This window comes from Streptomyces coryli, from assembly GCF_011044975.1.
In the GTDB taxonomy this organism is placed as follows: Bacteria; Actinomycetota; Actinomycetes; order Streptomycetales; family Streptomycetaceae; genus Streptomyces; species Streptomyces coryli.
Window position 1 is genome coordinate 1 of sequence record NZ_JAAKZV010000100.1, and the last position, 19,752, is coordinate 19,752.

Consider the following 19,752-nt stretch of genomic DNA (forward strand, 5'->3'; position numbering starts at 1 on the left):
GACCGGCACCGTCGCAGCCGCCCCCGCCCCGAGCGGCAGCTCCATCCAGGGCCAGGTCCGTAACGCGGACGGCACCCCCGTCCCCCAGGCAGTCATCACCCTGATCTCCGCAAGCGGCCGCCAGCTCGGCCGCGCCGTGGCCCGCCCCGACGGCTCGTACGCCCTGGACACCCCGGGCTCCGGCTCGTACGTCCTCATCGCCGCGGCCGACGGCCACCAGCCGCAGGCGACCACGGTGGTCTCCGGCGAGGCGGCGGTCCACCAGGACATCCTCCTGCCCGGCACCGGCAGCCTCACCGGCACGGTGGTCGCCGCCAGCGACGGCCGCCCGCTGCCCGGCGCCACGGTCGTCGTCAGCGACGCCCGCGGCGAGGTGCTCGGCACGGTGAAGACCGACGACCACGGCGGCTTCGCGCTAGCGGAGCTCACCCCGGGCCCGTCGACCGCCGCGGTCACCGCGCCCGGCTTCCGCCCGGCCGCGATGCCGGTCGAGGTGGGCGCGACCGTCCCGACGGGGACCCGGATCGCGCTGGACCCGGCGGCCCGGCTCTCGGGCACGGTGCGGGCGGCAGGGGCCGACGGGGAGGACGCCCCGCCGGTACGGGACGCGCTGGTCACGCTGGTCGACGCCGCCGGCACGGTGGTCGCCTCGACGCTGACCGGGGCGGACGGGCGGTACGAGTTCACCGACCTGGACTCGGGCCCGTACACGCTCACCGCCAGCGGCTACCCGCCCGTCGCCGGCCGGCTCACGCTCTCCGGCGAGGGCGCGGACGGCCACGACATCACGCTGGCGCACCCGCCGGCCGACTGACCGCCGGAGCCTCCGGCCGGTACCCCGCATTGCGGAGTGAAGGCGTTTCCCGGGCAAGGGACGGCCCGGGAAGCGCCGGGGTCCGCCGGAGGCTGCGGCCCGCCGGGTTCACCGGCCCCGCCGGCCTCGCTCCCGCGCTCCCGCGCTCCCCCCGCTCAGCCGCCGTCCCGCATGGCGGCGATCCCCGCGATCGCGCAGTCCAGCGCGAACTCGAAGTCCCGGTCCCTTATTTCCCGCACCGACCCCCCGGGCCGCGCCTCCACCGTCGATACGGACAGCGCGTACTCCGGCCGCCCCTTCAGGCGGCTGAGCACCTCGCCGTAATAGTCGTCCTCCCGGATCCCCGTCGACCGGCACCGCTCCGACCACCGCCCCTCGACGGTCCCGAAGCCGTATGTGAACTGGAACAGCAGCGACAGCGCCCCCATCAGGTGCTCCGTCGCCAGCCCGGACCGGCGCATGGCGCGCTGGGCGGCGTTCATGAAGGCGAGCGCGCGCGGGCCGACGTTGAGGTACTCGCCGGCGAGCGGCGACACCCACGGATGCGCGACGAGCATCCGCCGGTGCTCGGTGGCCAGCAGCCGCAGCTGCTCCCGCCAGTCGCCGTTGTCCTCGTCCTCGGGCAGCCGGATCTCGGCGTGTACGGAATCCAGCGCCAGCTCGAGCAGCTCGTCCTTGGTGTCGACGTACCAGTACACGGACATCGCCGTGACCCCGAGCTCCGCCGCCAGCCGCCGCATGGAGACCTTCGCCAGCCCCTCGGCGTCCAGCAGCCGCACCGTCGCCGCGACGATCCGCTCGAGATCGAGCCCGGCGGGCTGCCCGCCCGCGGGCGGGCGGCGCCGGGAGGAGCTCGGGGGAGGATCCGCCAGCCAGATGCTGGTGGTGCGCGCGTCGCGGCCCGTGCGCCGGTCGGACGCCATGACGCGCCTCCTCAGGGTCAGTGCCAGCCGTATACAGGATGCTATTCCCGCGGGTGCCCCCTGCCGCCGCCCCGCTCACCACCACGGAGGGCTTCTCGGACCGGATCAGACCCGTACGACGTACGGGGGAACGGCCCGCCTTGACGGGGGCGGCGGAACAACAGCCTCCGGTGGACGCGTTCCCCCTGATATGACGACGCCACAGCAGCCTCCCCCCACCACGTCCACGTCTACGTCCCCGTCCCCGACCCCTGCCGCCCGCTACGGCCGCGTCGGTATCTGGAGCGGCGTCCTCCGCAGCGACGACGAGTCCCGGCGGGGCGAGATCACCGAGGCGGCCGCCGAGCTGGACGAGCTCGGCTACGGCACCCTCTGGCTCGGCGGCAATCCGGGCGTCGAGCACGCGGCGCGCGTCCTGGCGGCGACGAAGCGGGTGCGGGTGGCCACGGGCATCCTGAGCATCTGGCAGCACGAGGCGGCGGCCGTCGCGGCGCAGACCGCCGAGGTGAACGCCGCGCACGACGGCCGCTTCACCCTGGGCCTCGGCGTGAGCCACGCGGTCCTGGCGGACCAGTACCGCCGCCCGTACTCGGCGATGGTCGCCTACCTGGACGCGCTGGACGCGGCCGCGCCGTCCGTCCCGCCCACCGACCGCGTCCTGGCGGCGCTGGGCCCGCGCATGCTGAAGCTCTCCCGCGACCGGGCCGCCGGCGCGCACCCGTATCTGGTCACGCCGGAACACACCGCCACGGCCCGTACGACCCTGGGCCCGGACCGCCTGCTGGCCCCGGAACTCAAGGTCGTCCTCGACCCCGACCTCCCCCGCGCCCGCGAAACGGCCCGCGGCTACCTCGTCCACTACCTGGCCCTCCCCAACTACACGGCCTCCCTCACCCGACTCGGCTTCACCGACGCCGACTACGCCGACGGCGGCAGCGACCGCCTCATCGACGCGACCTTCGCCCTGGGCTCGGCCGAGGCGATCCGGGCGCGCGCGGACGAGTTCTTCGCGGCGGGCGCGGACCACCTGGCGGTGCAGGTCGTGACGGCGCATACGGGCGAGGACCTGCCGCGCGAGGAGTGGCGCACGCTGGCGTCGGCGCTGCCGTTGACGAGCTCGTAGCGACCGGAAACGACTTTGCTCTGTCAGGCCGCCGCCAGGTACGGTAGGGGCGATTGGCAGCGGCCTGCCCGGCTGTGCCATCATCTGCACACGCCCTCCGGGGCGTGCACCACTGGAGGCGTCGCCTAGTCCGGTCTATGGCGCCGCACTGCTAATGCGGTTTCGGGGTAACCCCCTGATCGAGGGTTCAAATCCCTCCGCCTCCGCACTCCGGCTCAGGGAGTCCGTGCCACATGGCGCGGGCTCCCTGAGTCGTTTTCGTGGCTCACGAGCGCATGAGGCAGAACTCATTCCCGTCAGGATCCTGCATCGTGATCCACTCCTCGCGCTCCGCCTGCACCGTCGCCCCGAGCCCACAAAGCCGCTCGGCCTCGGCGACCGCATCGGCCACCCGCAGGTCGAGATGGAGACGATTCTTGGCCCGCTTCCCCTCGGGGACCAGCTGAAAGAAGATGCGGGGCAGGCTGGCGTCAGCGGCTACGAGCAGGACCGTGGGGTCGTCCTCCGGATCGTCGATCCCGCGGGAGCGCAGGCGGGCGAGCTCCTCCTCGTCATAGGGTGCGATCTCGTAATCGTCCAGGACCTGCGCCCAGAATCGCGCGGACGAGGCCGGGTGCGGACTGTCGAAGACGAGGTCCTGGATGGATGCCACGGGGATTCCCTTCGGGACTGGATGACGTCAGCGGGGTCAGGTACGTGGGCACAGGATTCGCGGTCGGCGAGGAGCGGTGGCGCGAGCGCCTGGGGACGTTGCGTCAGGTTCTCCGGCAGACGATTGTCGCGCGGCAGATCGAGGCCGAGGTGCCCGCGCGGCCGCCGCGCACCGTGCTCGACATCGGCTGCGGACAGGGCACGCAGGCGCTGGCGCTGGCCCGGCGGGGGCATGCGGTCACCGGGCTGGATACGTCGTCCCGGCTGCTGGCCGACTTCCGGGCCGCGCTGGCCGAGGAGCCGGCCGAGGTCCGCGGGCGCGTGCGGCTGGTCGAGGGGGACGCCGAGCGGATCGTCGACCGCTTCGGCCCGGACAGCTTCGACGTGGTGCTGTGCCACGGCGTACTGATGTATTTCGCCGACCCCGGCCCGCTGCTGAACCAGATCGCCCAGGTGGCCAAGCCGGGCGCGACAATCTCGCTGCTCGTACGCAACGGCGACGCACTCGCCATGCGCCCCGCGCTCCTCGGCGACTGGCCGGCCGCGGAAGCAGCCTTCACGGCCGACACCTACCTGAACCGCATCGGCGCACGAGCACGCGCGGACCACCTGGCCGACCTGCGCTCGACCCTGGCCGCCCGCCGGCTACCGATACGCCAGTGGTACGGCGTCCGAGTCTTCACCGACGCCTTGCCCTCCGACGAGCCACTCCCCGCCGCCGAGATCCTGGAGCCGATGCTGAGAGCGGAGGAACGAGCCGGCCGCACGGACCCGTATCGCCGGGTGGCGGCACTGCTGCACGTGATCGCGACGAAAGACGCCGGGGCCCTATACGGGCCATGACGACCATCCCGCCCGGACCACTGCCCGAACGTATTTGCGCAGGTCAGAACCGTCGCTCGAAACGGATTTCTCCTGCAGCGGGAGGTCATGTAATGTTGTTCCCGCAACGCCAGCCCGGCCCGCACGGCCGGAGAGCAGGCGCTCGTAGCTTAACGGATAGAGCATCTGACTACGGATCAGAAGGTTGCAGGTTCGAATCCTGCCGAGCGCGCACTGATCAGAGGCCCCCAGGAGATCCCTCCGGGGGCCTTTGTCGTGGGTCGCGGGCGGGCCGCTTGAGCGCAGTCGGGCGGCGCCGCGGCCGAGGAGGCCACCTGGTCGGCCTGTGACGACGTCGGGCTGGTAGGCGGCTGTCGCGAAGCCCGCGAGTGCGGCGGCTTGGGCGTACGCAATGTGGGTGGCTTCGCAACTGCGTTGCTCGTCCTGGCTACTTGATCGGCGCCGAATCTTTCTTTCGGGTCCGTACTACGCTCCGTGTTTGTGGACAGTGACATCAGCGTGTACATAGCCGGGCCGGGTGACGGGGACGTCGTGGGGGAGATTCACGCCGAGTCGTGGAAGGTGGCTTACGCGGGGTTCTTCGGGGACGGGTTTTTTGGTGAGGCCGTGGAGCGGCGGCGGGGGCAGTGGGGGGCGAAGCTGCTTGCCGAGAGTGAGAAGACCTGCTTGGTGGCTGAGCTCGGTGGTAAGCCGCTGGCGTTTTCGTTTTTCGGGGCGGTGGCGGACCGGGCGGGGGTGGCGGAGATCTTCGGCTGTTACGGGCATCCGGCCGGGTGGGGTAGCGGGGTCGCCGGCGCGCTCATGAGCGCGACCGTGGACCGGATCCGGGCGGACGGCGAGTTCGAGCGGATTCGGCTGTGGACGCTGCGGGACACTCCGCAGGCCCGGCGGTTCTACGTCAAGAGCGGGTTCAGCGAGTCGGGGGCGGTCCGGACGTACGACTTCGGTGACGGCACCCCGATCGCGCAGGTTGAGTACGAAATGCTTCTGCGGCAGCAGTAGTCTGCGTTTCTTGCGCGCTGGATCACTTGGTCGGCACCGCGATGACCTACGGCGTGACGCTGCCCCCCAAACCCCCCAAACCCTCCAAATAGCCGTTACGCCAGCCGCCCCAGCACCTCCTGCGACTCCAGCAGGCCCTCCTCGCTCGCCGCCTCGCCCTTGTCGAAGACGCGGGCCGCCTGGCGGGCGCGGAGGTCGTGGTGGGCGTCGGCCGGGCGCGGGTAGCCGTGCCGGGCCCGGGCCTCCGCCGGGGTCAGGACCTCCTCGTTCAGCGGCGGGACGCCCAGTTTCATCGGGGCGATGACCGGGACCGTGGACGGGGAGAGGCGGCTGATCAGTTCCAGTTCCAGGTGCGGGCTGCGGTGGACCACCGCGAAGGACAGCCGCATCACCGGGACGACCAGGACGTCCAGGAGGCGGGAGTGCGGCAGGCCCGCCATCTTGCGCATCCAGCGCGGCATCGTCGCCAGGGTGGCGATGCGGAGCGTCCGCGCCGAGACGTAGGCCGGGAGCTTCTCCCACCACTTCATCGGCGGCAGCACCAGCTCCGTCTTGAGCAGGTGGCGCATCGCCTGCTTGGCGATCGGGCTCGCGGCGAGCTTCGGGCGCATCTCCTCGAAGTACGCGCGGACGCCCTCCCGCGTGCGCGGCACGTCGTCCGGCGAGCAGGTCTGCAGCTCCGCCGCCACCGCGCAGGCCTCCCAGTACTCCCGCTCCTCCGCCTCCGTCAGCTTGCCGGGGCCGTACTTCTCGTACGCGTAGAGGATCGAGTGCCAGCCGGTGAGCTGGATCCACAGCTGGGAGGCGGGGTCGTTGGCGTCGTACGTGCCCACGGTCGACGTGCCCGCGCCCTGCGCGTCCTCGTCGTACGGGAGCTTGCCGATCGCCTTCGAGTGGACCTTCACCAGCACGTCCGCCGCCTTGCATACGTCCTTCGTGCCGGCGAAGGCGACCATCGCGAAGTAGCGGAGCGTGCGGTCGTAACGGGTGCGCGGGCGCTCGTAGATGCCCTGGGTGTTGTGGACGGACGCGACCAGCGGCGGGTCGAGCTCCTCGACGACCACGGCGCGCTGGAAGCCGACGGTGGGGGCGGACGGATAGCTCCAGACCTTCCAGACCACCGAGCCGGGGCCGAAGAAGCCGTAGTCGTCGTGCGGTTGAACGTCCGAGCGCTTCAACTGTCCCATCTCCTCAGGCGTTTACGACACTGCTGTCGTAAATTAAGACACGGCCGTCGTACGATGCCAAGATGTCGTCGCCCGCCAATTCGCGCAGCAGCAGCAGCGCCAAAGCCACAGCCACAACCACGGCGCGCAAGCGCCGCCCGTACGCCCCCCGGGTCCCGCTCGAGGAGCGCCGCGAGCAACTGCTCGACGCCGCCCTCGCCGTGATCGTCAGCGCCGGGCACGACCGGATCTCCATCGACGCCGTCGCCAAGCGCGCGGGCGTGGCGCGGGCCGTCGTCTACGGCGCCTTCGGCGACCTCGGCGCGCTGCTCACGGCGCTGCTCGACCGGCAGCAGGCGCGCGCCTTCGACAACCTGCTGCACGCCTTCCCCGGGCGTGAAGTGCTGCGCGATCCGGCCGAGTTCGCCGCGGAGGCGGCGCGGCGGGTCGGGGCCGTGCTGCGCGAGGACCCGGACACGTGGCGGCTGATCCTGCTGACGCCCGCCTCGATGCCCGCGGTCGTACGGGACCGGATCCAGGCCGACCGGGAGCGGCTGCTGGCGCGCTTCGAGGAGTGGGTCGACGTCGCGCTCGAGCACCAAAACCGCACCGACCTCGACGCGGAGGTGCTCGCGCACGCGCTGCTGGCGGTCGGCGAGCACTTCGCGCGGCTGGCGCTGGACGAGCCGGGGCGGTTCGACGCCGAGCGGCTGGCGGGGCAGGTGCGGGCGGTGTTCGGAGCGGGTGTCCGGTAGCCGCCGGGCCCCAGCCACCGATGAGTTTTCCGCACCGCGTCCGTCTATACGGGCATGGAGACACACACGCTCAAGACAGATGGCGCCGAGATCGTCTACGACGTGCGGCGGCCGGCCGGCGGCACGGACCAGCAGCCGCCCCTGGTGATGATCGGGCAGCCCATGGACGCCGGCGGCTTCCGGGCGCTGGCGGAGCAGCTGCCCGAGCGCACCATGGTGACGTACGACCCGCGCGGGATCGGGCGCAGCACCCGTAGCGACGGGCGGGTCGATCACACGCCCGAGACCCAGGCGGAGGACGTGCACGCCGTCATCGAGGCGGTCGGGGGCGGGCCGGTCGAGTTGTTCGCCAGCAGCGGCGGGGCGGTCACCGCGCTCGCGCTGGTGGCCAGGTACCCCGGGGACGTGAGCACGCTGGTGGCGCATGAGCCGCCGCTCATCAAGATCCTCCCGGACGCCGAGGCGGCGTGGCGGGCCGGGACCGGGATCCGGGACTCGTACTACCAGGGCGGCTGGGGCGCCGGGATGGCGACGTTCGTGGCGATGACCTCGTGGGAGGGGGAGTTCACGGACGCGTACTTCGCACAGCCGGCGCCGGATCCCGCCGCCTTCGGGATGCCCACCGAGGACGACGGCAAGCGGGACGACCCGCTGCTCGGCGAACGGTCGTGGGCGATCACGTCCTACCGGCCCGACACCGCCGCCCTCACCGCCGCGCCGACCCGCGTGGTGATCGCCGTCGGCGAGGAGACCGGCGATACCCTCACCGGCCGTACGGCCAAGGCGATCGCCGAGCAGCTCGGGCAGCAGCCGGCCGTCTTCCCGAGCCACCACGGCGGCTTCGCCGGCGACGAGTACGGGTATCCGGGGAAGCCGGCCGAGTTCGCGGTGCGGCTCACGGAGGTGCTCGGCGGGGCGAGCTGAGGGATCAGCCGGCCGGCTTGTCCTCGTCCAGCTGGTTCACGAGCCCGCGCAGCAGCGGACCGTATTCCGGGTGGGCGAGGGCCGAGGCCATCTGCGCGACCATGTAGTCGGCCGGGTTGCCGGTGTCGTACCAGCGGCCCTGGATGACCTGGCCGTAGACCGCGCGGTCACCGGCGTAGGCGTTGATGGCGTCGGTCAGGTAGATCTCGCCGGTGCGGTGCTCGTACCAGCGGCGGGTCTGCTCGCGGAGCTCGTCGATGATGCCCGGGGTGATGACGTAGCCGCCGATCGCCGCGTACGAGGACGGAGCGTCCTGCGGGGCGGGCTTCTCGACCAGCCCGGTGATGCGCAGGAGGCCCTCGCCGAGGTCCTCCTTCACTATCGGGACGCCGTAGCGCTGCGATTCGGACGGGTCCATCGGCAGCAGCGCCAGCACCGGGCAGCCGGTCTGCTCGTACGCGCGGATGAGCTGCTGGGCGCGCGGGACCTCGGCGACGAAGACGTCGTCGGGCCACAGCACCAGCACCGGCTCGTTGCCGAAGGCGCGGGCCGCGTTGAGGACCGGGGTGCCATTGCCGTACGGGCCGTGCTGGTCGAGGTAGGTGATGTGGCCCTTGCGGGCCAGCTCCGCGACCTCCTCGACCGCGTCCGCGTACGCCGTCTTGCCATCGGCGCGCAGCTGCGCGACCAGCGCCGGGTTCGGGCGGAAGTGGTCCTGGATCAGGCTCTTGCCGCCGGAGACGACGATGGTGATGTCGGTGATGCCGGAGTCCACCAGCTCGCGCACGGTGTGCTCGATCACCGGCTTGTCGCCGACCGGGAGCATCTCCTTCGGCGTCGCCTTGGTCAGCGGCAGCAGGCGGGAGCCAAGCCCGGCGGCGGGGATCACGGCCCTGCGGATGGTCGGCGACATATGGCGTCTCTCTCGGTCGGACGACGGCTGGCCCATGACGCTACCAACGCAAGGTAAGAGGGCGACTAGAGGCCTCTGGCCACGCCATCGCCGGCGGCCTCAGCCGCGCCGCCGCCGCAGCCGGGTCCGTACCCGCGGGAAGGCCAGCGGGGACAGCAGCGCGAGCAGGACGGCGGCCGTCGGCAGCGCGGCCGAGCTGCCTTCCGCCTCATTGCCGGCCGTGCCCGCGGGCGGCGCGGTCGGCGGCTTCGCCGCGTGCCGGGCGGGCTTGGCGTCCTCGCGCGAGCTCTTCGGCTCGACGAGGCGGCCGACCGGCTCCACCGTGCCCGCCGCGTCGAAGCCCCAGTCGAGGAGCGAGGCGGCTTCCCGGTAGACCTGGTTGTGGTCGTCGGACGGGCGCATCACCGTGACCAGGAGTTCGCGGTCGCCGCGCTTTGCCAGCCCGGTGAAGGTGGCGCCGGCCTCGCTGGTGTTGCCGTTCTTCACGCCGGCGATGCCCTTGTACGGCTCGACGTCGAAGTCGCCGGTCATCAGCCGGTTGGTGTTCTCGACGGCGAAGGCGCCGCCGGCGGCCGGGAAGGTGGTCCTGGCGGTGGCGGCGTACTCGCGGAACTCCGGATTGCGCAGCCCGGCGCGGGCGATGAGGGTCAGGTCGTACGCGGACGACGACTGCCCGGCCGCGTCGTAGCCGTCCGGCTCCTTCACCACCGTGTCCGCGGCGCCGAGGTCGTCGGCGGTGGCCTGCATGTCGGCGACGGTCTTCGCCTTGCCGCCGTTCATCGACATCAGGACGTGCACGGCGTCGTTTCCGGAGGCCAGGAAGACGCCGCGCCACAGGTCGCGGGCGGCGTACGTCATCCCCTCCTCGACGCCGACCGCGCTGCTGCCGTCGCCGACGCCCTCCAGCTCGGCGGCCGAGACCCGGTGCCGCTGCGCGCTGCCGAGCTTCGGCAGCAGCGAGGCGGCGAAGAGCATCTTGAGGGTGGAGGCGGGGGCCAGCCGGCGATGGGCGTTACGGGCCGCCAGCACCTCGCCGGTCTTCGCGTCGGCGACCACCCAGGACGCGGCGGTGAGCTCGTCGGGGAGACGGGGGGCGCCGCGCCCGGGACGCACCGGCTCGCCGGGGGTGCCGAGGCGGACCTTGCCGGTCTCCAGCGGTACGGCGCCGCGCGGGCCCGTGCGGGTACCGGCGCGGTCGAGGACCTCGCCGCCGACGCGGAGGGGGACGCCGGTGCGCGGGCGGACGTGGTCGCCGGGCTTGCCGAGGAGCTCGCCGCCGACAGTTGACTTGCCGTCAGAGCCGTCCGCGGCGGCGGCCGGGACCGCGCCGGCGAGGAGAGCGGCGGCGGGGAGCGCGACTGCCGCGCAGCGCACGCACCGGAGCTGAGACCGCGTCACCTGAGACCGCATCACGTGAGACCGCATGAGAAACCGCAAGAGACGCGCCCCATTCCCGCTTCATCCGTACCAATAAATAGGATTATTCGGACACTACGGACAAGGGTCGCCCCGCTCAACCTCTCGCAGCCGTACGGGTCAGCGCCCGCCCGGCGCCGCGGCCAGGCCGTCGAGCAGCGCCTGCAGACCGTGCTCGAAGGTCTGCTCCGGGGCGGCGTTGTAGTCGTCGGCCGGGGTGTCGAGGCGGGCCCGCAGCCGCGGGAACTCCGCGGCGACCTCGCGGGCCTTGGCCATCGTCCGCCGGATCTGCTCCTCGGCGTCGCCCTGCCGGTTCAGCCGGCGGGCGAGCGAGACATCGGCGGCGCCGGCCAGCGCGCTGCCGAGGACGTAGGTGAAGACGGCGGCGGCGGCGCGGTCGGCCTGGGGAGCGGTGAAGCCCGCGGACTCGTAGACGGCCAGGCAGCGGTCGTCGAAGCGGGCCTTGCCGGGTCCGTAGAAGAGATACGAGCCGAAGGCCTGCACCAGCCAGGGGTGGCGGGCGAAGAGGGCGTGCAGGCCGGCGGCGAGCTGGGTGGCAGCGGTGCGCCAGTCGTCAGGCGCCCCGGGGTCGGCGAGCTCGATCTCGTCCCACACCCGGTCGCCGGCGAGCAGGACCAGCTCGTCCTTGGTCTTGACGTGCCAGTAGACGGCGGTGGGCGCGGCGCCCAGGCGCTTGCCGAGGGCGCGCATGTTGAGGCCCTCGAGGCCGTCGTCGTCGAGGAGCTCGACGGCGGTCCTCACGATCTGGTCCCGGGTGAGGGTGTCGCGTGCCATGGCCCACACGATAGCCGCTCTTGCACTAAGTTCAGGCTGCCTCTTGCACTTAGTTCAAGTAGCCCGCTACGGTCTTCCTGTACTTAGTTCAAGTCGACGAAGGGGAATGACCATGAACGCTCTGATAGCCGTCATGCAGCTGCTCGTCGCCGCCGCGTTCGTGAGCATTCCGACGGTCCGGCACCGCTACGGGCCCACCGCCACGGCCGCCGCGGAGGCCGAGCTGACCCGGCAGGGGGTGCGGACGAGCGTGCTGGCGGAGAACAAGATGCGCTTCGACGCCGGCGGCCACGAGACGGCGGCCCCCGCCACGGTGGCGGCCATCATGGTGATGCTGGCCGTCCTCAACCTCGCCGACGCCGGCCCGGCGCACGTGCTGACCTGGGTTTTCCAGTCGCTGGTGCTGCTCGCCAACGTCGTGATCGTCCACAGCATGCTGACGGCCACGAAGTCCGTGCAGGCCGCCTTTGCCCGCAAGGGCGACCCCGAGCTGGCCCGTATCGACGTGCCCGCGCTGCTGAAGGCGGCGGAGGACGGCTTCCCGAAGTGGACGTGGACGCTGGCGACCGTGCGGAACGTGACGGTCTTCGGGGCGTGTGGTGTGGTGCTGCTCGCGCCGGCGCTCGGCTGATCTCTCGGCCTGAGGCCGGCGGCGGCCCGTACACTCCCGGCCCATGGTCGACATTGACGAGGAAGGCCGCCCGGAGCCGCCGCTCGCGGAGGACGAAGTCCCCACCCTGCTCGGTTTTTTGGACTACCAGCGGGCGACGCTCGCGTGGAAGTGCGGCGGGGTGGACACGGCGGGGCTGCGGGCGACGGTGGGGGTGTCGGAGATGTCGCTGGGCGGGCTGCTGCGGCACCTGGCCCGGGTGGAGGACATCTGGTTCGCGCAGCGGCTGCGGGGTGAGAAGCCGGATCCGCGGTGGGCCGGGAACGACTGGGCGGCGGAGTGGGCGCCGTCGGAGCTGGACGAGGACCCGAAGGCGCTCGTCGCGCTCTGGCAGTCGGCGGTGGACCGCTCCCGCGAGCTGACGGAGCAGGCGCTGGCGGAGGGCGGTCTTTCCCAGCCCGGCGCCCACACCTGGCCGGACGGCGGTACGCCCTCGCTGCGCTGGATCGTCTGCCACATGATCGAGGAGTACGCCCGGCACAACGGGCACGCCGATCTCATCCGGGAGACGGTGGACGGGCTGACGGGCGAGTAGGGGCATCAGGACATGCGAGAGCCCCGCTCCAGGTGAGGTGGGAGCGGGGCTCTCGTTCCTGCGGGTGCGGAGCCGGCCGGAGGGCAGGAGGCCGTTTGCCGGTGGGGCCGGTTCCGCGGACGGGCAGCGCTGGGCGCCATTGCCCGGGACGCCGTTGTCCTGGCCGCCGTCACGTCTTGGTGGGGGTCAGCCCCAGTTCTGGAGCGAGGCGTTGTCCGGGTTCGGGGCCGGGGCCTGGTCCTGGTCCTGGTCCGGGTTCGGCGCCGGGGTCTGGTCGTCGTCCGGGTTCGGAGCCGGGGTCGTGTCGTCCGGGTTCGGCGCCGGGGTGTCGTCGGTGCCCCAGTCGTCATCCGGGTTCGGGTTCGGCGCCGGCGGGTTCGGGCCCGGGTCCTCGTCCACCCACGACTTCATCGTGCCGTTGGGGTTCAGGACGAAGTGGGCGCCGTTGTGCTCGCCGTAGGCCGGCTTGCCGCCACGGGACTTCAGGGTGTCCCAGACCGAGCTGGTGCCGCGGGGCATGATGTCGGCCTCGTAGTTGGAGCCGACCTTGTAGACCTTGCCCTTCATGCCGCCGGCGAGGGCGTACGACTGCACGTACACGCGCTTGGCCGGCTTCGGCTTCACGCTGTCGGTCCAGGAGCGGACGCCGCCGTTCGGGTCGAGCACGAAACGCACGCCGTTGGCCTCGCCGTAGGCGGGCTTGCCGCCCTTGGTCCTGAGGGTCTGCCACGTCTTGACCTTGTTGGTGCCCGGCACCTTGGCGCGGAGGTCCGCCTCGTAGTTCCCGCGGACCTTGTAGACCTTGGCCGTGAAGCCGCCCTTGAGGTGGACGGTCTTGACGTAGATCCGCTTCGTCTTCTGCCCGTGCTCGGGCAGCGCCGCGTGCACGCCGGGCGCCCCGGTCGCGGGGGCGCTGCTCGCGAAGGCCGCGGAGGTCGGCACGACGGCCACCGCAAGAACTCCGGTCGTGACGATGGCGGAGCGTATGGATCGCTTCAAGGCGGTACCTTTCCCTACACATCTTTCGGTCGATGTCCGTTTTGCACGGAATGACGACTATAGGGCACAAGGTCCCGTACCACCAAATGGGTGACATAGCGTGCACACGCCCTCGTTCTGCGTAATCCGGGACTAAGGTCATACAAGCTTCTTCACTGGGCGGTATCAGCCCGTACCAGCCAAGGAAGCTGACCCATGACCCCTCTGTTCCGGCGCCCGGCCGTGCTCGCCGCGGCGGCCGCCGTCCTCGCGGCGGCGGTGAGCGCCTGCGGCCCGTCCCCCCAGGAGGCGGCCGACGCCAAGAAGCGCCAGGCCGTCAAGCTGGCCGCGCAGGCCAAGGCCAAGAAGCTCGCCGCCCAGAAGGCCGCGGCCCTCCCGGGCATGCCGCCGGTGAAGAACGCGAAGAACATCTACAGCGAGACCACCGCGGACAAGATCGCGCCGGTGATGAAGACCTTCAAGAATCTGGTCTACGTCCCGAACACCGAGTCCGACACGGTCTCCGTCATCGACCCGAAGACGTACGAGGTCATCCGCACCATCCCGGTCGGCGACCAGCCGCAGCACGTGGTGCCGTCCTGGGACATGAAGACGCTGTGGGTGAACGACGACCTCGGCGACACCCTCACCCCCCTCGACCCGCGCACCGGGAAGAAGAAGGGCAAGCCGGTCGAGGTCAGCGACCCGTACAACCTCTACTTCACGCCCAACGGCAAATACGCGGTCGTCATGGCGTCCATGGACCGCGAGCTGGTCTTCCGCGACCCGCACACGATGAAGCGGAAGAAGACCGTCCCGGTCGACTGCTACGGGGTCAACCACGCGGACTTCTCGCCGGACGGGAAGTACTTCATCGTCTCCTGCGAGTTCTCCGCGGAGCTGCTCAAGGTCGACACCGAGAAGATGAAGGTGGTCGCGAAGCAGAAGCTGCCGATGGAGGACGGCATGCCGCAGGACGTGAAGGTCTCGCCCGACGGCAAGACCTGGTACGTCGCGGACATGATGGCGCACGGGATGTGGGTGCTGAACGGCGACAAGTTCAGCAAGCCGAAGCTCTTCCCGACCGGGCAGGGCGCGCACGGGCTCTATCCCAGCCGGGACGCCAAGACCATGTACGTATCGAACCGCGGCGAGGGCACCGTCTCGGTCTTCGACTTCGCGAAGAAGAAGGTCGTGAAGAAGTGGACGCTGCCGGAGGGCGGCAGCCCTGACATGGGCGGGGTGTCCGCGGACGGCAAGACGCTGTGGCTGTCCGGGCGGTACGACGGCGAGGTCTACGCGATCGACACCAGGAGCGGGAAGCAGCTGGCGAAGATCCCGGTCGGGTCCGGGCCGCACGGGCTCGCGGTGTATCCGCAGCCGGGGCGGTACTCATTGGGACACACCGGAATCTTCCGGTAATTGACCGACAACGAACGCGCACCGGGCCGAATGCGGTCCGGTGCGCGCTCGTTGTGTGCCGCTTCCGTGACGATTCTCATCCGCCGTCCCAGGTGCAAGCATGGGTCGTAGAATCCTCAGCAGACCCGGCCGGGGGGCACGACGGTCAGCAGGATTCGAGACCGTCGAGGGACCGGGGATGAAGTTGCGTAACCGAGGAGGAAGTGTCGTCGTGAGCAGCCGGCCGTCCCGAGGCGCTGCTCGCCTCGCGGCAATACTCGACGCGCTCCCCGATGCGCTCGTCCTGGTCAACACCAACGGCACCGTCGTCGCCGCCAACCCCGTGGCGCTGGCCGCCTTCGAACGCCCGGGTGCGGCGCTGATCGGGCGCGGGCTGCTGGACCTGCTGCCGGACTTCGACCCGCGGCGCATCCCGGGGTCGATGCGCGCTCCCGAGGACCGGGAGCCGGAAGCCAAGCAGACGAAGCCGACCCGGATGATGGCGCGGCGGACGGACGGGAGCGAATTCCCGGCCGAGGTCACCAGCGCCAATCTCGAGGACGGCGAGGCACCCGACGCCTTCAACGGCGACCATCGCTTCACCGGCGACGAGCTGCTGATGCTGGTCGTACGCGATCTGACCGGCACCCTCGACACCGAGGCGGAGCTGGCGCGGCAGCGGCGGCAGACCGAGATGATTCTGCGGGCGGCTTCGGAAGGAATCGTCGGTACGGACACGGACGGCCGGATCGTCCTGGTCAACCCCGCCGCCGCACACATACTCGGCTACCGCGCCGGCGACCTCGGCGGCCAGGAGCTGCACCCGCTGCTGCACCACTCCCGGCCGGACGGCTCCCCGCTCGCGTACGAGGAGACGCCGCTCGCCGACACCCTCTCCTCCGGGCGCAAGCACCGGGTGCGCGGCCAGGTGCTGTGGGCGAAGGACGGGCGCGCGGTGCCCGTCGATCTGACGACGGCTCCGGTACGGGACGGGGAGCAGCTGGTCGGGGCGGTGCTTGCTTTTACGGACCGGCGGCGGCTCGACGCCCTGTCCGCGCGGCAGGACCAGCTGGCGGCGGTGCTGACGGACGGCCTGCGCGGGCCGCTGGACCAGCTGCGCGGCGAGCTCGGCGCGCTGGCGTCCGACCCGGCCGGGCAGCTGTGGCCGGAGGCGAACCAGGTGCTGCACCACCTGTCGGCGGGCTACGGCCGGATGACTGCGCTGATTGACAGCGTGCTGTCGTATCAGCGACTGGACGCGGGCCGTGAGCGGCTGTCGCCCGGGCCGGTCGCGCTGGACGCGGTGGTGCACGAGGCGGTCGAGACCTCGGCGGATCTGATCGGGCCGGGGCGGGCGCAGTTCGTGGTGCACGCGCCGGAGGGCGTCGAGGCGGTCGTCGACGGCGCGCGTCTTACGCAGGCGCTGGCGCATCTGATCGCGGACGTGGCGGGTGTCGACGCGACGGGCCGGGCGCCGGTGCCGATGGCCGGTTCTGCCTCCGTCTCCGCCTCCGGCGACTCGACGATCGTGGTGGCGGCGGCCCAGCGCGGCGACGTCGTACGCGTCGAGGTCCGCGGTCCGCACGGCGGCGGCGACCCTGTGCACGAGCCGCTGGCGCGGGGCATCGCGCGGCTGCACGGCGGGATACTGCAGACACACGAGGTGCCTGGGCAGGGCGGCAGCGGCAGCGCGTATGTGCTGGAGGTCCCGGTGGCGGGGCCGAGCGCGGCTGGGCGGGGCAGTGTGCCGCGGGCGGCGCGCGATCGCGCGGGTGAGACGACCGTGATGCCGGAGCCGGCGGCGCCGGGGCGGGGGATGGCGCCGCCTCGGGGGGAGTCGGCGGCGGCTGCGGGCGCGGGCGCCGGGGGCGCGGTGCATGACGGCGGTACGGGCGCGGGGCATGCCGGTGGCACCGGTGCGGTGCACGTCGGCGGTACGGGCGCGGTTCCCGCCGGGGGGACGGGTGAGTTCCCGGCCAGTGAGACCGGCGCGGCGGCGGTCGGCGGGACGGGCGCGGGCCACCTTGGCGATACGGGCACGGGCCCGGGTCCTGCCGGGCGGCGAGCGCGGCGGGCACTGGCCACCGAGACCGGGGCGCGGCAGGTGCCGGCGCAGGCCGGGGACCCGGCTGCGGGTGCGCCGATGGAGACGGACAGCCAGGGCGGCAGCCACGGCGACAGTCAGGCGCAGGCGGTTCCGGCCGAGGGCGTTCCGCAGGGAGCCACCTCCGGCGGTCGGCGGCGGGCCTCCGGGACGGATGCCTTCCTCGCCGACGACTCGTACGGCGGCCGGGGCGGCGCGCTCGCCGAGCAGGAACAGCAGCCGGACGCGGGCCAGGACGGCACGATCGGCGACCGGCCGTCCGGACGCCGTCGCCGCCGGGCGGCACAGGACTCGGGCACCGGCGGTCACCCGTCGGCCGGTACGGCTGGGGGCAACCAGCCGGTGACCCCCGGGACGGTCGGGGGCAACCACCCCGCGGCGCCCGGAGCTCCGGCCGACCACCCGGTGGCGCCTGGATCTTCCGCGGCCGACCAGCCGGAGACACCCGGGCCCGTGGCGGTGCCCGGGGCCTCGGAGGCGGGGCACCCGGCGGCGGCCGGGCCCGCGGTGAACTTCCCGGCGGCGGCCGGAACGCCGGCGGACGGTAGCCCGGCCACGCCCGGAGGCGGCACGCCTGCCGGTGGGGTCCCCGGCGCCGGACGGCGGCGGCGGCCGGTCGGTGAGGGCCCCGTGGCCCGTAACGAAGAGCAGCCCGGCGGCGGCGACACCGCCGCGGGGCAGCCGAGCGGGCGCCGGCGGCGCGGCGCGCCCGTCGCGGAGCAGGGCAGCGGCGAGGTGCTCACCGCCGCACCCGGCGAGGCCGCGCCCGGCGTACCGCGCCAGGCCCAGGTCCCCCCGGCGGAAGCCGGCCCCGCCGCCCAGCAGCAGCACACCCAGAGCGGCCGCCGCGCCCGCCGCCCCCTGACGACGGAGGCCGAGCGCACACCGTCGCAGGGCACGGAGACCGGCACCGGGCACGCCCAACCGGCGCAGGCCTCCGGGACGATGACACCGGCAGCCGGCCCCGAGGCCGGGCCGCGGCCGGCAGCCGGCGATGCCGCGGCTGCCTACGGAACCGGCCCCGGTGACGCGTCCCACCCAGGACCGCAGGCAGCGACCGGCGGCACCCAGGGCACCGGCGCGTACCCGCAAGGCTCCGCCCAGCCCGGCGGCCGCCCCCACGTACGCGGACCGCAGGCGGCAGCCGTCGCGGACTCCGAAGGCCCCGTGGCCTCGCACGGATCCGGCTCCGCCCAGCGCGGCCACGGCCACAGCGCCGACCCGCACGCAGCGACCACCGGCTCGCAGCCCGGCCGCGCCCACGACGCAGACCCGCGCCCGGCGGCCGCCGGGCCGCAAGGCGGCACCGGCTCGTACGGCCCCGGCACCACCGGCTCCGCCCAGCCCGGCGCTCGTGGCCAGGCCGGCGCGCAAGCCACCGCCTCCGGTGACCCGCACGCCCCCGGTCCCGACACCGCCGAGACCCCCGAAGCCCACGTCACCCCCGATCCCACCGGCCGGATCCCCGCCCCGCTGACGCCCGAGCCCAGCGGGACGACCAGGTTCGCCCGGGCCGTGCCCGCACCCGCGCCGCCCACCGCCGGGCAGGCGCAGTCGGGCGGGATCAGTGTGCGGACGCTCGGGCAGACGCACGGGCGAGGGGTGGCGTTCACGCCGCCGCCCGCCGAGGGCGAGGGGGAGCCGCAGGACCCCCGCGTCGCCGGGCAGCAGGCCGCCGATCAGGGGTCCGGCCGGCGGCGTCGCCTCGGGACGCCGCCGCACGGCACCCCGACCGACGCCCGCCCGCACCCGGGCGCCGACGCCGGCACCGACGCGCAGGAGCGCGATCGCACCGGGCAGTCGCAGGCGGCAGCCGACCCCCGCACCCCGGCCCGCCCCCCGCACGCGGCCGTCGACCCGCGGCTCAACGAGACCGCCGGCCGCACCTACGCCGTCGGCGCCCCGGACGCCGCCGCCGTGGGGCGGCCCGAGCCGCTCGACGGGCAGCACGGCGTCGTCGAGGTCGACGACGACCCGGACACCGCCCTGCTGCGGCCGATCGATGACGAGATGCCGCCCGAGCCGCTCGACAATCCGCGGCGTCTCCTCGTCTGGCCGGAGCCGGACGGCGCCACCTCGCAGGCGCTCACCGATCGCGGCTACCGGCCCGTCGTCGTCCGCTCCCGCGAGGAGGTGGACACGCAGATCGCCGCCTACCCGGCCGCGCTCTTCGTCGACCCGCTCACCGGCCCGATCACCCGCACCGCGCTGCAGGCGCTGCGCACCGCGGCCGTCGCCGCCGAGGTCCCCGTCCTCGTCACCGCAGGGCTCGGGCAGGCCACCCGCGAGGCGGCGTACGGCGCCGATCCCGCCGTACTGCTCAAGGCCCTCGCGCCGCGCGACAGCGACACGCACCCGTCCCGCGTGCTGCTCTTCGAGGAGGACCCGGACATCGCGGTCGCACTCACCACCGCGCTCGAGCGGCGCGGCATGCAGGTCGGCCACGCCGCCGACGACCAGACGGCGATCAGCCTCGCCACCCAGATGCGGCCGAATCTGGTGGTGATGGACCTGATGCAGGTACGCCGCCGGCGCGCCGGCATCGTCGACTGGCTGAGCGCCAACGGCCTGCTCTCCCGCATGCCGATGGTCGTCTACACCCGCGCCGACATCGACCGCAACGAGCTCCCCCGGCTCCGCTCCGGCGAGACGGTGCTCTTCCTCGCCGAGCGCTCGACCAGCGCGGAGGTCCAGTCCCGGATCGTCGACCTGCTGTCGAAGATCGGGACAAACTAGCGC

The 19,752-nt window shown here is 72.9% G+C and carries 17 protein-coding genes and 2 tRNA genes; 12 read left to right on the forward strand and 7 right to left on the reverse strand.

Annotated elements, in window-relative coordinates:
* Positions 1-814: MSCRAMM family protein (locus tag G5C51_RS21830; RefSeq protein WP_206314172.1), on the forward strand; the 814-nt coding region annotated here is incomplete at its 5' end.
* Positions 815-969: 155 nt separating this feature from the next.
* Here the strand turns inward: G5C51_RS21830 and G5C51_RS21835 are convergent.
* On the reverse strand, positions 970-1,737 hold the full coding sequence (locus tag G5C51_RS21835; protein WP_165239844.1) for a TetR/AcrR family transcriptional regulator: 768 nt from the start codon (positions 1,735-1,737) through the stop codon (positions 970-972).
* A gap of 190 nt (positions 1,738-1,927) precedes the next feature.
* Between G5C51_RS21835 and G5C51_RS21840 the strand changes: the two genes are divergently transcribed.
* Positions 1,928-2,860 carry a TIGR03620 family F420-dependent LLM class oxidoreductase gene (locus G5C51_RS21840; RefSeq protein ID WP_165239845.1) on the forward strand — a complete coding sequence of 311 codons (933 nt, stop codon included), beginning with the start codon at positions 1,928-1,930 and terminating at the stop codon, positions 2,858-2,860.
* Between the two features lie 114 nt (positions 2,861-2,974).
* Positions 2,975-3,066: transfer RNA gene (locus G5C51_RS21845), tRNA-Ser, on the forward strand.
* Positions 3,067-3,125: 59 nt separating this feature from the next.
* On the opposite strand, the gene G5C51_RS21850 is transcribed toward G5C51_RS21845, so the two are convergent.
* A complete protein-coding gene (locus G5C51_RS21850; RefSeq protein ID WP_165239846.1) occupies positions 3,126-3,512 on the reverse strand; it encodes a VOC family protein in 387 nt (128 codons plus the stop codon).
* Positions 3,513-3,556: 44 nt separating this feature from the next.
* Here G5C51_RS21850 and G5C51_RS21855 point away from each other — a divergent pair, with 44 nt between their 5' ends.
* From G5C51_RS21855 to G5C51_RS21865, 3 genes are all read left to right on the forward strand, one after another.
* Positions 3,557-4,354, forward strand: a complete 798-nt coding sequence (locus G5C51_RS21855; RefSeq protein WP_165239847.1) for a methyltransferase domain-containing protein — start codon at positions 3,557-3,559, stop codon at positions 4,352-4,354.
* Positions 4,355-4,492: 138 nt separating this feature from the next.
* A tRNA-Arg gene (locus G5C51_RS21860) sits at positions 4,493-4,565 on the forward strand.
* A 269-nt stretch (positions 4,566-4,834) separates the two neighbouring features.
* On the forward strand, positions 4,835-5,356 hold the full coding sequence (locus G5C51_RS21865) for a GNAT family N-acetyltransferase (protein ID WP_338118250.1): 522 nt from the start codon (positions 4,835-4,837) through the stop codon (positions 5,354-5,356).
* A 95-nt stretch (positions 5,357-5,451) separates the two neighbouring features.
* Here G5C51_RS21865 and G5C51_RS21870 read toward each other — a convergent pair whose 3' ends face one another.
* Positions 5,452-6,534 (reverse strand): oxygenase MpaB family protein, encoded by a 1,083-nt coding sequence (locus G5C51_RS21870; protein ID WP_206314174.1) that lies wholly within the window; start codon positions 6,532-6,534, stop codon positions 5,452-5,454.
* A 71-nt stretch (positions 6,535-6,605) separates the two neighbouring features.
* Between G5C51_RS21870 and G5C51_RS21875 the strand changes: the two genes are divergently transcribed.
* Both G5C51_RS21875 and G5C51_RS21880 read left to right on the forward strand, forming a co-directional pair.
* On the forward strand, positions 6,606-7,277 hold the full coding sequence (locus G5C51_RS21875) for a TetR/AcrR family transcriptional regulator (RefSeq protein ID WP_165239849.1): 672 nt from the start codon (positions 6,606-6,608) through the stop codon (positions 7,275-7,277).
* 54 nt (positions 7,278-7,331) lie between these two features.
* A complete protein-coding gene (locus tag G5C51_RS21880; protein ID WP_165239850.1) occupies positions 7,332-8,201 on the forward strand; it encodes an alpha/beta fold hydrolase in 870 nt (289 codons plus the stop codon).
* Between the two features lie 4 nt (positions 8,202-8,205).
* Here the strand turns inward: G5C51_RS21880 and G5C51_RS21885 are convergent, their stop codons facing one another.
* The 3 genes from G5C51_RS21885 to G5C51_RS21895 form a co-directional block, all read right to left on the reverse strand.
* Positions 8,206-9,114 (reverse strand): UTP--glucose-1-phosphate uridylyltransferase, encoded by a 909-nt coding sequence (locus tag G5C51_RS21885; protein ID WP_165239851.1) that lies wholly within the window; start codon positions 9,112-9,114, stop codon positions 8,206-8,208.
* Between the two features lie 99 nt (positions 9,115-9,213).
* Complete coding sequence (locus G5C51_RS21890; RefSeq protein WP_338118251.1) at positions 9,214-10,488, reverse strand: D-alanyl-D-alanine carboxypeptidase family protein; 1,275 nt, start codon at positions 10,486-10,488, stop codon at positions 9,214-9,216.
* 162 nt (positions 10,489-10,650) lie between these two features.
* Positions 10,651-11,325 (reverse strand): TetR/AcrR family transcriptional regulator, encoded by a 675-nt coding sequence (locus tag G5C51_RS21895; protein ID WP_165239853.1) that lies wholly within the window; start codon positions 11,323-11,325, stop codon positions 10,651-10,653.
* A gap of 112 nt (positions 11,326-11,437) precedes the next feature.
* On the opposite strand from G5C51_RS21895, the gene G5C51_RS21900 reads away from it, so the two are divergent.
* Positions 11,438-11,956: a hypothetical protein gene (locus G5C51_RS21900; RefSeq protein ID WP_165239854.1), complete on the forward strand. Its 519-nt coding sequence runs from the start codon at positions 11,438-11,440 to the stop codon at positions 11,954-11,956.
* A gap of 43 nt (positions 11,957-11,999) precedes the next feature.
* Positions 12,000-12,530 (forward strand): DinB family protein, encoded by a 531-nt coding sequence (locus tag G5C51_RS21905; protein ID WP_165239855.1) that lies wholly within the window; start codon positions 12,000-12,002, stop codon positions 12,528-12,530.
* Between the two features lie 186 nt (positions 12,531-12,716).
* Here G5C51_RS21905 and G5C51_RS21910 read toward each other — a convergent pair whose 3' ends face one another.
* Positions 12,717-13,529 carry a hypothetical protein gene (locus tag G5C51_RS21910; protein ID WP_165239856.1) on the reverse strand — a complete coding sequence of 271 codons (813 nt, stop codon included), beginning with the start codon at positions 13,527-13,529 and terminating at the stop codon, positions 12,717-12,719.
* 195 nt (positions 13,530-13,724) lie between these two features.
* Between G5C51_RS21910 and G5C51_RS21915 the strand changes: the two genes are divergently transcribed.
* Both G5C51_RS21915 and G5C51_RS21920 read left to right on the forward strand, forming a co-directional pair.
* A complete protein-coding gene (locus tag G5C51_RS21915; protein WP_165239857.1) occupies positions 13,725-14,930 on the forward strand; it encodes a YncE family protein in 1,206 nt (401 codons plus the stop codon).
* 211 nt (positions 14,931-15,141) lie between these two features.
* Complete coding sequence (locus G5C51_RS21920) at positions 15,142-19,749, forward strand: PAS domain-containing protein (protein WP_165239858.1); 4,608 nt, start codon at positions 15,142-15,144, stop codon at positions 19,747-19,749.
* Positions 19,750-19,752 lie beyond the last annotated feature (3 nt).